The organism is Luteimonas aquatica (assembly GCF_022662575.1).
GTDB classification, from domain to species: domain Bacteria; phylum Pseudomonadota; class Gammaproteobacteria; order Xanthomonadales; family Xanthomonadaceae; genus Luteimonas; species Luteimonas aquatica.
Map to the genome: position 1 here is coordinate 43,624 of NZ_JALBFU010000001.1, position 13,421 is coordinate 57,044.

Here is a 13,421-nt window from a genome sequence, read left to right on the forward strand (position 1 = left end):
GCACGGCCGCCGTGGCGCGGATCAGTCGCCGGAGCGCCGCCCGGCCGCGATCTCGGAGGTCAGAGGCTAGCGTCCGCGCTGCCGTGCGGCAGTGCGTGCTTGACGTCGAAGAGCACAGCCCCCGGCTTGGCGAAGGCGCGGATGCCGTCGGCGCCCAGGGCGACGAAGCGCTCGTGCGCCACCGCCAGGATCACCGCGTCGTAGCGGCCCGGGCGCGGGTCGGCGAGCGCCAGCCCGTACTCGGCCTGCGCCTGCGCGGGCGCCACCCAGGGATCGTGGACGTCGACGTCGATGCTGTAGCTCTGCAGCTCCTCGACGATGTCGATCACGCGGGTGTTGCGCAGGTCGGTGCAGTTTTCCTTGAACGCCAACCCCAGCACCAGCACCCGCGCTCCCGCGGTCTGGATGCCGCGCTGCTGCATCAGCTTCACCGTGCGTTCGGCGACGTGCCGTCCCATGCCGTCGTTGATGCGGCGCCCGGCCAGGATCATCTCCGGCTGGTAGCCGATCTGCTGAGCCTTGTGCGTGAGGTAGTAGGGGTCCACGCCGATGCAGTGCCCGCCGACCAGGCCCGGCCGGAACGGCAGGAAGTTCCACTTGGTGCCGGCGGCCTCCAGCACTTCGTGCGTGTCGATTCCGAGGCGCTGGAAGATCAGCGCCAGTTCGTTGATCAGGGCGATGTTGACGTCGCGCTGCGTGTTCTCGATCACCTTGGCGGCCTCGGCCACGCGGATGCTCGAGGTCCTGTGCGTGCCGGCCTCGACGATGTCCGCGTACAGCGCGTCGACGAAGTCGGCCGCCTCGGGCGTGGAGCCGGAGGTCACCTTGAGGATGCTTTCCAGCCGGTGCCGCTTGTCGCCGGGATTGATCCGTTCCGGGCTGTAGCCGACGAAGAAATCGACGTTGCAGCGCAGCCCGGATTCGCGCTCCAGGATCGGCACGCAGATCTCCTCGGTGGCGCCCGGGTACACGGTGGATTCGTAGATCACCACGCCGCCGCGGGCGAGCGCGCGGCCGGCGCTGCGGCTGGCCGCTTCCAGCGGGCGCAGGTCGGGGCGCTTGTAGGCGTCGATCGGCGAGGGCACGGTGACGATGAAGACGTTGCGGCCGGCGAGCGCGGCGGCATCGTCGGCCAGGGTCAGCCTGGCGGCCGATGCCAGCTCCGCGGCGGAGACCTCCAGCGTCTGGTCGCGCCCGGCGCGCAATTCGGCGATGCGCGCGGCATCGATGTCGAATCCGAGCGTGTCGTGCCGGCGCCCGAAGGCGACCGCCAGCGGCAGGCCGACGTAGCCCAGGCCGATCACGGCGATGCGAAGGTCGTCTCTGGCGGGCGGGTGCGCGGACATGGGCGCGGCTAGGGTACGCGAAATCGCAAGGGTTGAAGAGATTGCGGCGGCGCTTGGCCGCAAGCACGGCGCGCCGGCATCGCGTCCGGCAAGCGCCGCCTCATTCGCACAGCCAGGCGGCCACGCGCTCCGGCGCCTTCATCCAGGCGAAGTGGTCGGCGCGCACGCCCAGCGCCGCGGCATCGAAATGCTGCAGCCTCGCGCGCGCGCGAGGCAGTTTCGACAGCAGGAAGCGCACCGGACGCTCCGGCGCCAGCCAGTCCTCGTCCATCACCGCCGCGCGCGCGTCCACGTCGCCGCGCGCGGCCATGCGCCCCTCGAGATCCTCGGGGATGCCGGCGACGGCATAGCGGCCGCTCAGGCCGGTGCCGGCCCAGTCGCGGATCAGCTGGCGCGCCTCGTTGCCGGCGAAGCGGAACCTGTGTCCGGGCAGATGGCCATGGCGGTCTGCGTACCAGGGCGCGGCGCGGTAGGCCAGCGGCAGTCCCAGCCGGTGCGGCAGCGGATAGGCGCGCCAGTAGGGCGCGGCGCTGGCCACCAGCCAGAGCGTGCGCGCGTAGTCCGGCGCCAATCCCAGGCGCATGCAGGCGAACTGCCCGCCCAGGCTATGGCCGCCGACGATCCGCGGCAACGAGGCGCCCGTTTCGATCGCGGCCGCTTCGCTGAGCGGGATGTCGTCGAACAGCAGTTCGCGGTATCCCCAGTTGGTCGCGCGGCCTGCGCGCAGGCTGCTGTTGCCCAGGCCGCGCCATTCGTGCAGGAATACGGCCACGCCGCGCCGGGCCAGCGATTCGGCGAAGGGCAGGTAGTGCCTGGCCGCCACGCCCAGCGCCGGCAGCCAGAGCAGGCTGCGGCGGGCATCGGCGGGAATGCGCGCCAGCAGGGTGAAGCGGTGGCCGTCGCGGGCCTGCAGCGGCAGTTCGAGGGCCGCAGGCGAGGCGCCGTCGTTCATGCCGCCACGCCCGCGTGCAGATGGCCCAGGACCAGGACGTCGCTGTGCCCCGGCCGGTAGCCGGCGCGCAGCGCGGCATGCACGTAGTCGGTGGCGCGCGCGCAGGCCTGGGCGATGGGCAGGCCGCGGCAGAGATTGGCGGCGATCGCCGAGGCCAGCGTGCAGCCGGTGCCGTGGCCGTCGATGCGCATGCGCGCATGCGCGAAGACGCTGCGTTCGGCATCGTCGCGGTAGCGGTCGATCACCTGGTCGCCTTCCTCGAGGTGGCCGCCCTTGAGCAGCACCGCGCGCGCGCCGAGCGCGCGCAGCGCGGCGGCCGCGCGGTCGGCGGCGTCGCCGTCGGCGATCGGCGTGCCGAGCAGCAGTTCCGCCTCGGGGATGTTCGGCGTGACGATGCCGGCCAGGGGCAGCAGGCGTCCGCGCATGGCTTCGAGCGCGTCGTCGGCGAGCAGCTTGGCGCCGGAGGTCGCCACCATCACCGGGTCCAGCACCACGTGCGCGGGACGGTGCGCCTGCAGCGCGTCGGCGACGGCATCGATCACCTCCGCCGTCGCCAGCATGCCGAGCTTGACCGCGCCAATGTCGAAGTCCTCGAAGCAGGCGTCGATCTGCGCGCGCAGGAACGCCACCGGCGGCACGTGCACGGCGGTCACGGCGCGGGTGTGCTGCGCGGTCAGCGCCGCGATCGCCGACAGGCCGTGCACGCCGTGCGCGGCGAAGGTCTTCAGGTCGGCCTGGATGCCGGCGCCGCCGCCGGAATCGGAGCCCGCGATGGTCAGGACGGAAAGGGGGCGGGGAGCGGTCATGCCGGCATTGTGCCGTGCCTGGTCGAGGGTGTCTCGCGGATGCCGGCCGATGGCCGGCGGCGGTTCCTCGCTAGGCGTCGCCGCGGTGCAGATGGCGGTAGCAGACGTAGCTCGCGCCCACCAGTCCGGTGAGCGTGGCCGGAATCAGCAGCGAGGCATACCCGATGCGCGCGTACAGCCAGGCGCCGGCCACCGCGCCGGCGAAGAAGCAGCAGATGATCAGCGCGCTGAGCAGCAGGCGCCGCGTCTGCAGCGGCGTGCCGCGCAAGGCGTGGCCGATGCCGATCCCCAGGTCGGTGAACATGCCGCTGATGTGGGTGGTGCGCACCACGGCGCCGCTGTAGGCGGTCGCCATCGCGTTCTGCAGCCCGCAGGCCGCCGCCGCGAACAGCGCGCCGAGCAGGGAATGGCGGTGGAACAGCGGCACCGCCGCGAACAGCAGCGCCGATTCCAGCGCCAGGCAGACGCCGTAGCGGCGCCCCAGGCGCAAGGTGCTGTCCTGCACGATCATGCCGCTCAGCGCCGCGCCGAGCAGGAACGCCAGCAGCATCCCCGCCAGGTGCGCCATGCCGCGCGCGTCGCCGCCAGCGACCGCGGCCCCGAGCAGGGTGGCGGTGCCGGTGAGATGGGTGATCGCCTGGTGCTCGAATCCCAGGAAGCCGGTGACGTTGACCATGCCGGCGATGCAGGCCAGCGTTCCCGCGCCGACCCACACCCATCGCGGCAGGTACACCCCCATCGCCTGCTACAGCACTTCCGAGGCGTAGTCGGCCAGGCGCGAGCGCTCGCCGCGACGCAGGGTGACGTGCGCGCTGTGCGCCCAGTTCTTGAAGCGGTCGACCGCGTAGGTGAGGCCGGAGGTGGTCTCGGTGAGGTAGGGCGTGTCGATCTGCTCGACGTTGCCCAGGCAGACGATCTTGGTGCCGGGGCCGGCGCGGGTGATTAGCGTCTTCATCTGCTTGGGCGTGAGGTTCTGCGCCTCGTCCAGGATCAGCCAGCGGTTGAGGAAGGTGCGGCCGCGCATGAAGTTGAGCGAGCGGATCTTGATGCGCGAGGCGAGCAGGTCGTTGGTGGCCGCGCGTCCCCAGCTGCCGCCTTCCTTGTTGCTGGGCATCAGCACTTCGAGGTTGTCGGTGAGCGCGCCCATCCACGGCGTCATCTTCTCTTCCTCGGTGCCGGGCAGGAAGCCGATGTCCTCGCCGACGCTGACCGTGGCGCGGGTCATGATGATCTCGCGGTAGCGCTGCGCGTCCATGGTCTGCGCCAGGCCCGCGGCCAGCGCCAGCAGGGTCTTGCCGGTGCCGGCGGTGCCGAGCAGGGTGACGAAGTCGATCTCCGGATCCATCAGCGCGTTGAGCGCGAAGTTCTGCTCGCGGTTGCGCGCGCTGATGCCCCAGACCGCGTGCTGCTGGTTGCGGTAATCGTCGACGATCTGCAGCGTCGCGCGCCCGCCCTCGACCTTGGCCACGCGCAGCTCGGTCTGCTCGTCGCCGGGCAGGTAGAGGAACTGGTTGGCGTGCCAGTCCTCGTCGTCCTCCAGCGTCAGCTCGTAGAAGGTGCGGCCCTTGTCGGTCCAGGACTTCAGGTCCTTGCCGTGGCGCTGCCAGAAATCCTCCGCCAGCGCGGTGGCGCCGGTGTAGAGCAGGTTGAAGTCGTCGAGGGCGCGGTCGTTCTCGTAGTCCTCGGAGGCGATGCCCGCGATCGCCGCCTTGATGCGCAGGTTGATGTCCTTGGACACGAACACCACCGGCGCGCCCGGCTCGGCCTGCTTCAGCGCGACGATCGCGTTGATGATGTCGTTGTCGGCCTTGTCGTCCCCGCGCTTGCGCGTTTCCAGCGAGCCGGTCTGGAACTGCAGCCGGCCGATGCTCTCGGCCGAGCGCAGCTGCAGTCCCTGCGGCCGCGTGAGGGTCAGGCCGGAGGCGATCTTGTCGGCCCCTTGCGTCTCGATCAGCTCGTTGATGAAGCGGCTGACCTGGCGCGCGTTGCGGCTGGCTTCCGAGGTGCCCTTCTTGCCGTTGTCGAGCTCCTCGATGACCTGCATCGGCAGGAACACATCGTGCTCCTCGAACTTGAACAAGGCGGTCGGATCGTGCATCAGCACATTGGTATCGAGCACGTAGATGCGCTTGCCTTTGGTCATCGCGTCGTCCTGAACGTCCGGATCGTTTGAGGGGAAAAGCATCGGGAAGCCCGCGCGCGGGCCACCGCGGCCCGCGGGGCGGGGCAGTGGGCCGGTGGCACGGAATGGGGGGTCACTGGGATTGCGCCGCCTTCAGGGCGTCGAGGACCGCCTGCGCGTGGCCGGCGACCTTGACCTTGCGCCAGGCTTCGCGAATGCGTCCCTTGGGGTCGATCAGGAAGGTGCTGCGCTCGATGCCGATCACCTTGCGGCCGTACATGTTCTTTTCGCGGATCACGTCGAAGGCCTTGCACAGCGTTTCGTCGGGATCGCTGACCAGCTCGAACCTGAAGCCCTGCTTGGCGCAGAAGTTCTGGTGCGACTTGAGCGAGTCGCGCGAGACGCCGAGCACGGTGGCGCCCAGCTTCTTGAACTTGGGCAGCAGGGCGTTGAAGTCGATGCCCTCGGTGGTGCAGCCGGGCGTGGAATCCTTGGGATAGAAGTACAGCACCAGCCAGCCGCCGGCATAGTCCTCGAGGGTGGCGTCGTCGCCGCCGGAGAGCGCCAGCCGCAGTTTCTTCGGAATCGGGTCGCCGCGGTCGAGGGACATCAGAATTTCATCGGGTCCATGATGGCGTCGAGATTCAGGTGGTCGCAGAACTCGAGGAAATCGTCGCGCAGCGCGGCGATGTGCATGTCGGAGGGCACGCCGATGGTGACCTGGGCCGAGAACATGTCGGCGCCGGTCTGCATGGCGCGGTAGCGCGAGCAGTGCAGGCTCTCGATGGTGATGCCCTGTCGATCGAAGAAATCGGCCAGCTGGAACAGGATGCCGGGCTTGTCCGAGGCCACCACTTCGACCACGTAGGGCAGCAGGTTGGACTGTACCGGCTTCGGTCCGGTGCGGTACCAGACCAGCTTCAGGCCTTCCTCGCGCTCCAGGCGGGTCAGCATGGCCTCGAGCTTGGCCACCGAGTCCCAGGAGCCGGTCGCCAGCGCGGTGACCGAAACGTCGCGGCCGACGGTGGACAGGCGCGTGTCGACCAGGTTGCAGCCGCTGTCGGAGATGCGCCGCGTGACCGGAAGCAGCGGCGACTGCGGATGCGTCGAATAGGCGTTGATCAGCAGGTAGTTCTCGTTCGGCGCGGGCCGCGCAGCGTTGTCTGAATCGGTCAAGGCGGCGTCCGAAGCGTATGGGTATGGCGTACGGGGATGAGCGGCGGTCCGGCACGGCGACCGGGACGGCGATCAGCATACTTGCCCGCGGTTTCGGGCCGCAAGTAAAGTTGGCGCGGAAAGACCGGAGGCCGAAGGCGGGCGCGATCGCCGCGTGGCGGGATTTGCCGCGAATTTCAATCGGTTGCTCGACTCCCCGGTCACCTCTCCCAACCTTGGCATCTGCGCATATGCGAATTTCCGGCAGCATCACTGCGCTGGCGACACCGTTCACGGCCGCCGGCGAACTTGACCTCGACGCCTGGCGGCGCCTGCTCCAGGCGCAACTGGCGGCGGGCACCCAGGGCGTGGTGGTGGCCGGCTCCACCGGCGAGGCGGCGGCGCTGCTCGACTCCGAGTACGACAGCCTGCTGCGCATCGCGGTGGAAGCGCTGGGCGGACGCATCCCGGTGCTCGCCGGCACCGGCCTGTCCAACACCGCCAAGACCATCGAGCAGACCCGACGCGCCGCCGCGCTGGGAGCGGACGCGGCGCTGGTGGTGACGCCGCCCTACGTGCGCCCGACCCAGGCCGGACTGCTTGCGCACTACCGGGCGCTCGCCGACGACGGCGCGCTGCCGATCGTGCTCTACAACGTTCCCGGGCGCACCGGTTGCGACCTGCTGCCGGAGACCGCCGCCGCGCTGGCCGGGCACGCGCGCATCGTCGGCCTCAAGGAGGCGCGCAACGAGCCCGAACGCATGCAGGCGCTGCTGCCCTTGCGCGCGGACGGCTTCGCCGTGCTCAGCGGCGACGACCCGACCGCGGCGCGCGCGATGCTGGCCGGCGCCGACGGCGTGATCTCGGTCGCCTCGAACGTGGTGCCCGCCGCGTTCCGCCGCCTGGGCGATCTGGCGCGCGGCGGCGAAGCGGCGTCGGCGCAGGCCCTGGATGCGCGGATGCACGCGCTCTACGACTTCCTCGGCGTCGAGCCCAATCCGATCCCGGTGAAGGCGCTGCTGGCCCGGCAGGGCATCGGCACGGGGCTGCGCCTGCCGCTGACGGCGCTTTCGGCCGGGCACACCGCCCTGGCCGAGCAGATGCTGGCGACCGTGCAGGCGCTGGAGGCCGAAGGCGCCGCCACCCGTTGACCCGGCCGTCCGCGGCCGGGCGATGCCGGTTTCGGATCGACCGGTCCGGCCGCCCATGACGGACACCCGGCGCCGCGGCCGACGCCGAGAGGGCATCGGTTAAGCCTGGCACCGTCCTCACTCGCGATACACTGGCGGCTTGATCCGCAGGAGAACCCGATGCGCCTTTCCATGCCCCTCCCCAAGATGGTTCCGCTCCGTCCCCTCGTCGTCGCCCTGGTGGCCGTGGCCGTCTTCGGCAGCTCGGGCTGCAGCTGGTTCCGCAAGAAGAACGATCTCTATGCCATGAGCCCGGAGAGCCGTCCGCTGGAAGTCCCGCCGGACCTCAACCTCCCGGACACCTCGGGCGCGATGAAGCTGGGCAGCGGCGAGGGCCAGTCGGTCAGCCGCTCCTCGCTGCCGACGGCGCCCACGACCGCCGCGCCGGTCGGGCCGGCGAGCAGCGCCAGCGGCTTCACCGTGCAGGGCGAGCGCGACGCGGTCTTCGCCAAGGTCGGCGACGCGCTGGCGGCCACCACGGGCGTGGTCATCGCCAGCAAGGCGCAGATCCTCGGCACCTACGACGTCGATTACGAGGGCAGCAAGTTCCTGGTGCGCGTCACCAAGGTCGATGCCGGCGTGTACGTGTCCGCCGTCGATCCGCGCGGCCTGCCGGCCAGCGGCGAGGCGCCGACCAAGCTGATCGCCGCCTTGAAGGGCGCGCTGGGCGGCTGAGGGCCACGCTTGGCCGATGCCCGTGCCGGCATCGGCCCGTGGGCCCGGATGCCGCGCCAGGGAAGGTCGGGCCGGGCGATCCGAAGCCAGTATCGCCGCGCCACGGACCGCACACGCAAATGGGCCCTTCGGGCCCATTGTCATTTGATGCAACAACGCACCCTGGGCTCAGCGTTCCAGCAGCGGCAGCTTGCCGGTCTTGCCTTCCCACTCCTTCGCGTCGGCCAGGCCTTCCTTGCGCGCGGTGATCACCGGCCAGGCCTTGGCCAGCTCGGCGTTCAGGGCGACGAATTCCTCCTGGCCCGCCGGGACGTCGTCCTCGGGATAGATCGCGTTGATCGGGCACTCGGGCTCGCACAGGGTGCAGTCGATGCACTCGTCCGGATCGATCACCAGGAAGTTCGGGCCTTCATGGAAACAGTCGACCGGGCAGACCTCCACGCAATCGGTGTACTTGCACTTGATGCAGTTTTCGGTGACGACGAAGGGCATGGGGCGATGGCTGTCGGGCTTGATGGATAGTCTAGCGGCTTGTCCGAAGCGCGGCGAAGGCTCGCCGGCCGGCGACGGGTCGGCCGCCCAAAAACCGGCCGCGGAAAACCGGCCTCGGAAAAAACAAGACCCGGCCGGGGCCGGGTCTTGCGTGCGGAAATCCGCGGATATGGCGCTCCCTACGGGATTCGAACCCGTGTTTTAGCCTTGAGAGGGCCACGTCCTAGGCCTCTAGACGAAGGGAGCTGGGGTTGCCGGCCGCTAGGCCGACGCCGGTTGGACGACCGGCTGGCAGGGCGGGTGCCCGGCGCAGCTTGTTAGTATATCGTAGAAAGCCCGGTTGTTGACGACCCGGGCTCGCGGAAGGATCCGCGTTCATCGCGGGTGCCGGAAGGGCAGCCGATCCAACAGACTCCGATGCCCAACCCGACCCAAGCCAATTCCATCGCCCAGCGCGTCATCCCGCGCGAGCAGCACACGATCTCGCGCAAGGACATCAGCGCCAACGCCTTGCGCGTGCTCTATCGCCTCCGCGAAGGCGGCTTCGACGCCTACCTGGTGGGCGGCGCCGTGCGCGACCTGCTGACCGGCGGCCACCCCAAGGACTTCGACGTCGCCACCAGCGCCACCCCGGAGGAGGTCAAGCACCTGTTCCGCAACTGCCGGCTGATCGGGCGGCGCTTCCGCCTGGCGCACGTGGTGTTCGGGCGCGAGATCATCGAGGTCGCCACCTTCCGCGCCAACAGCGACGACGGCAGCGGCGACCGCCAGGTCCACGACGACGGCCGCCTGCTGCGCGACAACGTCTACGGCAGCATCGAGGACGACGCCGTCCGGCGCGACTTCACCGCCAACGCCCTGTACTACACGGTGGAAGATTTCTCGGTGCGCGACTACGTCGGCGGCTTCGAGGACGTGAACAATCGCGTGCTGAAGCTGATCGGCGACCCGGAGACCCGCTACCGCGAGGATCCGGTGCGCATGCTGCGCGCGATCCGCTTCGCCGCCAAGCTCGGTTTCAGCATCGATCCGGCCACCGCCGAGCCGATCCCGCGCCTGGCGCCCCTGTTGCGCGAGGCCGCGCCGGCGCGGCTGTTCGAGGATTGCCTGAAGCTGTTCCTGTACGGCCATGCCGAGGCCAGTTTCGAGGGCCTGGAGCGCTACGGCCTGCTGCCGGCGCTGTTCCCGGACACGGCCGCCGCGCTTGCCGCCAACCGCAGCGGCGCGCTGCGCCGCATGGTGATCGCCGGCCTGCGCAGCACCGATGCCAGGGTGCGCGCGGACGAGCCGGTCTCGCCCGCCTTCCTGTTCGCGGTGCTGCTGTGGCCGGCCTATTGCCGCGCGCTGATGACCCTGCAATCCCAGGGCGTGCACCTGACCGAGGCGCAGCGCCGCGCCGCCGACCGGGTCACCGTGCACCAGCTGGATTCGATCGCGCTGCCGCGCCGCTTCTCGCTGCCGATGCAGGAGATCTGGCTGATGCAGGCGCGGCTGATGCAGGCGCGCTCGGGCCAGCGCCAGCGCAAGCGGGTGATGCGCACGCTTGCGCACCCGCGCTTCCGCGCCGCCTTCGATTTCCTGGTGCTGCGCCAGGCCGCCTCCGACGGCCATGCCGAGGACGTGGCGTTCTGGCGCGACGCCCAGCAGGACCCGGACAACGCCATCGCCCTGCATCCGGTGGAGGACGCGGCCGAGACGGAGGAGGAGGGCGCCGAAGGCGCGGCTTCCGGCCCGCGCAAGCGCCGTCGCCGCCGTCGCAAGCCTGCCGCCGCGCATTCCGCAGCCGAATGAGCCAGGCGCAGGTCGCCTACGTCGGCCTCGGCAGCAATGTCGGGGACTCGGTGCGCACCTTGCGCGAGGCGATCCGGGCGCTGGACGGCCTGCCGCACACGCGCCTGCTGCGCGCTTCCGCGCTGTACCGCACCCCGGCCTGGGGACGCCGCGACCAGCCGGATTTCGTCAACGCCGCCGCCGCGCTGGAGACCGGCCTGGCCGCGCGGGCGCTGCTCGAGGCGCTGCTGGGCCTGGAACGCGGCTTCGGCCGCGAACGCGCCGCCCAGGACGGGCGCTGGGGACCGCGCACGCTGGATCTGGATCTTTTGCTCTACGGCGAGGCGGCGATCGACGAGCCCGGACTGCACGTGCCGCATCCGCACCTGCACGAGCGCGCCTTCGTGCTGGTGCCGCTGGCGGAGATCGCGCCGCAGGCGCGCATCCCCGGGCGCGGAACGGTCCGTGCCGCGCGTGTCGCCGTGGCGGACGAGGGCATCGAAGCGGTACTCTGATGCACCGCACCAAACGGATGTCGTCGCCATGTACGCTCCCGATGACCGCAAGCCGTTGACCGTCCCGGCGCTGGCCGAAGCCAAGCGCGGCGGACACAGGCTGGCGATGCTCACCGCCTACGATGCCGGGTTCGCGCGCGTCTTCGACGAGAGCGGCGCCGACATCCTGCTGGTCGGCGATTCGCTGGGCATGGTGGTGCAGGGGCACGGTTCGACGCTGCCGGTCAGCGTCGACGACATGGTCTATCACACCGCCATCGTCGCCCGTGGCGTCAGGCGCTCGCTGCTGGTCGCCGACCTGCCGTTCCAGGCCGACGCCACGCCCGAGCGCGCGCTCGAGGCGTCCACGCGCCTGCTCCAGGCCGGCGCGCAGATGGTCAAGCTGGAAGGCGCGGGCCACAAGCTCGAGGTCATCCGCTTCCTGGTGGAGCGCGAGATTCCCGTCTGCGCGCATCTCGGCCTGACGCCGCAGTCGGTGCTGCGCCTGGGCGGCTACAAGGTGCAGGGACGCGAGGACGCCGTGGCGCGGCGCCTGCGCGAGGACGCCGCCGCGGTGGCGGAGGCCGGCGCGACGCTGCTGGTGCTCGAATGCGTGCCGTCCGGGCTGGCCGAGGCGATCACCGCCGCCGTCGTAATCCCCACCATCGGCATCGGCGCCGGCCCGCATTGCGACGGCCAGGTGCTGGTGCTGCACGATTTCCTCGGCCTGCACACCGGCCATCGGCGTCCCAAGTTCGTCAAGGATTTCCTGGGCGAGGGCGGCTCCGTCGCCGGCGCGGTGAAGGCCTATGTCGCCGCGGTGCGCGAGGGCAGCTTCCCCGGCCCCGAACATTCCTACGAATGAGCCTGGAGACCGTCACCGCGCTCGACGCGTTGCGCGCCCGCATCGGGGCGTGGAAGCGCGAAGGCCTGCGCATCGGCTTCGTGCCGACCATGGGCAATCTGCACGCGGGGCATCATTCCCTGGTCGAGCTCGCCCGCCGCCACGCCGACCGCGTCGTCGCCAGCGTCTTCGTCAACCCCACGCAGTTCGGTCCCAACGAGGACTTCGCCCGCTATCCGCGCACGCCGGAGGCCGATGCCGAGGGCTTGCGCGCGGCCGGCTGCGACCTGCTGTGGCTGCCCTCGGTGGAGACGATGTATCCCTACGGCGCCGACCGGGCCGTACGCATGCGCGTGCCCGGCATCACCGACGTGCTCGACGGCGCGCACCGTCCGGGGCACTTCGACGGCGTCGCCACGGTGGTCTCGCGCCTGTTCAACCAGGTGCAGCCGGACGCCGCCGCCTTCGGGCGCAAGGACTACCAGCAACTGGCGGTGATCCGCTACCTGGTGCGCGATCTCGCGTTTCCGGTCGAACTGCTGCCGGCGACGATCGTGCGCGAGGACGACGGCCTGGCGATGAGTTCGCGCAACCAGTACCTGTCGCCGCAGGAACGCGCGCTCGCGCCGGTCATCCACCGCACGCTGCTGGCGATGCGCGAGGCGGCCGTGGCCGGCAGCTCGCGCGCCGCGGCTGAGGCGGCCGCGAGCGCGGCGCTGGCGCAGGCGGGTTTCGCGGTGGATTACGCGGTGCTGCGCCGGCCCGATCTCACCGAGCCGCTGGACGGGGAGGACGGGGAGCGCGTGGCCCTGATCGCCGCCCGCCTGGGAAAGACCCGCCTGATCGACAATCTCGAGTTCGCCATGCCGGCGAGGTAGTATTCAGCTTTGATAGCCTTGTTCTGAGTCTTGTGTTGCCGTCCCTGGCGCCATATGTCTGGCTCCGGATACACCGGCCCGGCCCTCCTTGGCCGGGCGCTCAATGGCGCATGCGCCGCCGATAGGGCGGCTCATGAGCGCGCCCTTTCGCCCCCACGGCCTCCCCATGCAACTGACCCTGCTCAAAGCCAAGATCCACCGTGCCACCGTCACTCACGCCGAGCTGCATTACGAAGGCTCGTGCGCCATCGACGGCCGCCTGCTCGACATTTCCGGCATCCGCGAATACGAGCGCGTGGAGATCTACAACATCAACAACGGCGAGCGCTTCGCCACCTACGCCATCCGCGGCGAGGAAGGCAGCGGCATCATCTCGGTGAACGGCGCCGCCGCGCACAAGGCGCAGCCGGGCGACCTGGTGATCATCTGCGCCTACGGCAGTTGCGACGAGGCCGAGGCGGCCAAGTTCAAGCCGACCCTGGTGTACGTGGACCGGCAGAATCGCCTGACCCACACCAATACGTCGATCCCGGCGCAGGCGGCATGAAGAACCTGCCTATGCGCTGCCCATCGCTCGCGTTGGCCCGCCATGGCCGTCAGGTGGTGTTGCGCGGCGCAGCGCCTTGCTGCCTGCAAGGTCAAGCCGTGCGGCGCCGCATGGCGGCCATGGCGGGCCAACCCGAAGGGTGGGGACGGT

At 70.5% G+C, this 13,421-nt stretch carries 14 protein-coding genes, 1 tRNA gene and 1 pseudogene; 7 read left to right on the forward strand and 9 right to left on the reverse strand.

The window, feature by feature from the left end; all coding sequences use genetic code 11:
* Positions 1–59: 59 nt before the first annotated feature.
* From MD221_RS00195 to MD221_RS00225, 7 genes are all read right to left on the reverse strand, one after another.
* Complete coding sequence (locus tag MD221_RS00195) at positions 60–1,346, reverse strand: nucleotide sugar dehydrogenase (RefSeq protein WP_242106851.1); 1,287 nt, start codon at positions 1,344–1,346, stop codon at positions 60–62.
* 100 nt (positions 1,347–1,446) lie between these two features.
* Positions 1,447–2,298 carry an alpha/beta hydrolase family protein gene (locus MD221_RS00200; RefSeq protein WP_242106854.1) on the reverse strand — a complete coding sequence of 284 codons (852 nt, stop codon included), beginning with the start codon at positions 2,296–2,298 and terminating at the stop codon, positions 1,447–1,449.
* A complete protein-coding gene (gene thiD, locus MD221_RS00205; protein ID WP_242106856.1) occupies positions 2,295–3,104 on the reverse strand; it encodes a bifunctional hydroxymethylpyrimidine kinase/phosphomethylpyrimidine kinase in 810 nt (269 codons plus the stop codon). The genes MD221_RS00200 and thiD overlap by 4 nt, the downstream gene beginning before the upstream one ends.
* A gap of 70 nt (positions 3,105–3,174) precedes the next feature.
* Complete coding sequence (locus MD221_RS00210) at positions 3,175–3,843, reverse strand: YoaK family protein (RefSeq protein WP_242106858.1); 669 nt, start codon at positions 3,841–3,843, stop codon at positions 3,175–3,177.
* 6 nt (positions 3,844–3,849) lie between these two features.
* Complete coding sequence (locus MD221_RS00215; protein WP_242106860.1) at positions 3,850–5,247, reverse strand: PhoH family protein; 1,398 nt, start codon at positions 5,245–5,247, stop codon at positions 3,850–3,852.
* A 112-nt stretch (positions 5,248–5,359) separates the two neighbouring features.
* On the reverse strand, positions 5,360–5,836 hold the full coding sequence (locus tag MD221_RS00220) for a peroxiredoxin (protein WP_242106862.1): 477 nt from the start codon (positions 5,834–5,836) through the stop codon (positions 5,360–5,362).
* Entirely contained in the window at positions 5,836–6,402 is a 567-nt protein-coding gene (locus MD221_RS00225) for a glycine cleavage system transcriptional repressor (protein ID WP_242106864.1), read from the reverse strand. Before MD221_RS00225 ends, MD221_RS00220 begins: the two co-directional genes overlap by 1 nt.
* A 230-nt stretch (positions 6,403–6,632) precedes the next feature.
* On the opposite strand from MD221_RS00225, the gene dapA reads away from it, so the two are divergent.
* Together dapA and MD221_RS00235 are read left to right on the forward strand one after the other, a co-directional pair.
* The gene (gene dapA / locus MD221_RS00230; RefSeq protein WP_242106865.1) at positions 6,633–7,532 is read left to right on the forward strand and encodes a 4-hydroxy-tetrahydrodipicolinate synthase; all 900 of its coding nucleotides are present in this window, start codon (positions 6,633–6,635) and stop codon (positions 7,530–7,532) included.
* Between the two features lie 159 nt (positions 7,533–7,691).
* The gene (locus tag MD221_RS00235) at positions 7,692–8,246 is read left to right on the forward strand and encodes a hypothetical protein (RefSeq protein WP_242106866.1); all 555 of its coding nucleotides are present in this window, start codon (positions 7,692–7,694) and stop codon (positions 8,244–8,246) included.
* 168 nt (positions 8,247–8,414) lie between these two features.
* On the opposite strand, the gene fdxA is transcribed toward MD221_RS00235, so the two are convergent.
* On the reverse strand, positions 8,415–8,738 hold the full coding sequence (gene fdxA / locus MD221_RS00240) for a ferredoxin FdxA (protein ID WP_242106867.1): 324 nt from the start codon (positions 8,736–8,738) through the stop codon (positions 8,415–8,417).
* A 170-nt stretch (positions 8,739–8,908) separates the two neighbouring features.
* Positions 8,909–8,984 (reverse strand) — tRNA-Glu (locus tag MD221_RS00245).
* 204 nt (positions 8,985–9,188) lie between these two features.
* Between MD221_RS00245 and pcnB the strand changes: the two are divergent.
* The 5 genes and pseudogenes from pcnB to panD form a co-directional block, all read left to right on the forward strand.
* A pseudogene (gene pcnB, locus MD221_RS00250) lies at positions 9,189–10,529 on the forward strand (polynucleotide adenylyltransferase PcnB); the annotation flags it as partial.
* Positions 10,526–11,023, forward strand: coding sequence for a 2-amino-4-hydroxy-6-hydroxymethyldihydropteridine diphosphokinase (gene folK, locus MD221_RS00255; protein ID WP_242106868.1), 498 nt, complete (start codon positions 10,526–10,528; stop codon positions 11,021–11,023). The pseudogene pcnB and the gene folK, both read left to right, overlap by 4 nt.
* A 28-nt stretch (positions 11,024–11,051) precedes the next feature.
* On the forward strand, positions 11,052–11,867 hold the full coding sequence (panB, locus tag MD221_RS00260) for a 3-methyl-2-oxobutanoate hydroxymethyltransferase (RefSeq protein ID WP_242106869.1): 816 nt from the start codon (positions 11,052–11,054) through the stop codon (positions 11,865–11,867).
* Entirely contained in the window at positions 11,864–12,724 is an 861-nt protein-coding gene (gene panC / locus MD221_RS00265) for a pantoate--beta-alanine ligase (protein ID WP_242106870.1), read from the forward strand. The genes panB and panC overlap by 4 nt, the downstream gene beginning before the upstream one ends.
* 166 nt (positions 12,725–12,890) lie before the next feature.
* Positions 12,891–13,271 carry an aspartate 1-decarboxylase gene (panD, locus tag MD221_RS00270; protein WP_242106872.1) on the forward strand — a complete coding sequence of 127 codons (381 nt, stop codon included), beginning with the start codon at positions 12,891–12,893 and terminating at the stop codon, positions 13,269–13,271.
* The last annotated feature ends 150 nt before the right edge of the window (positions 13,272–13,421 follow it).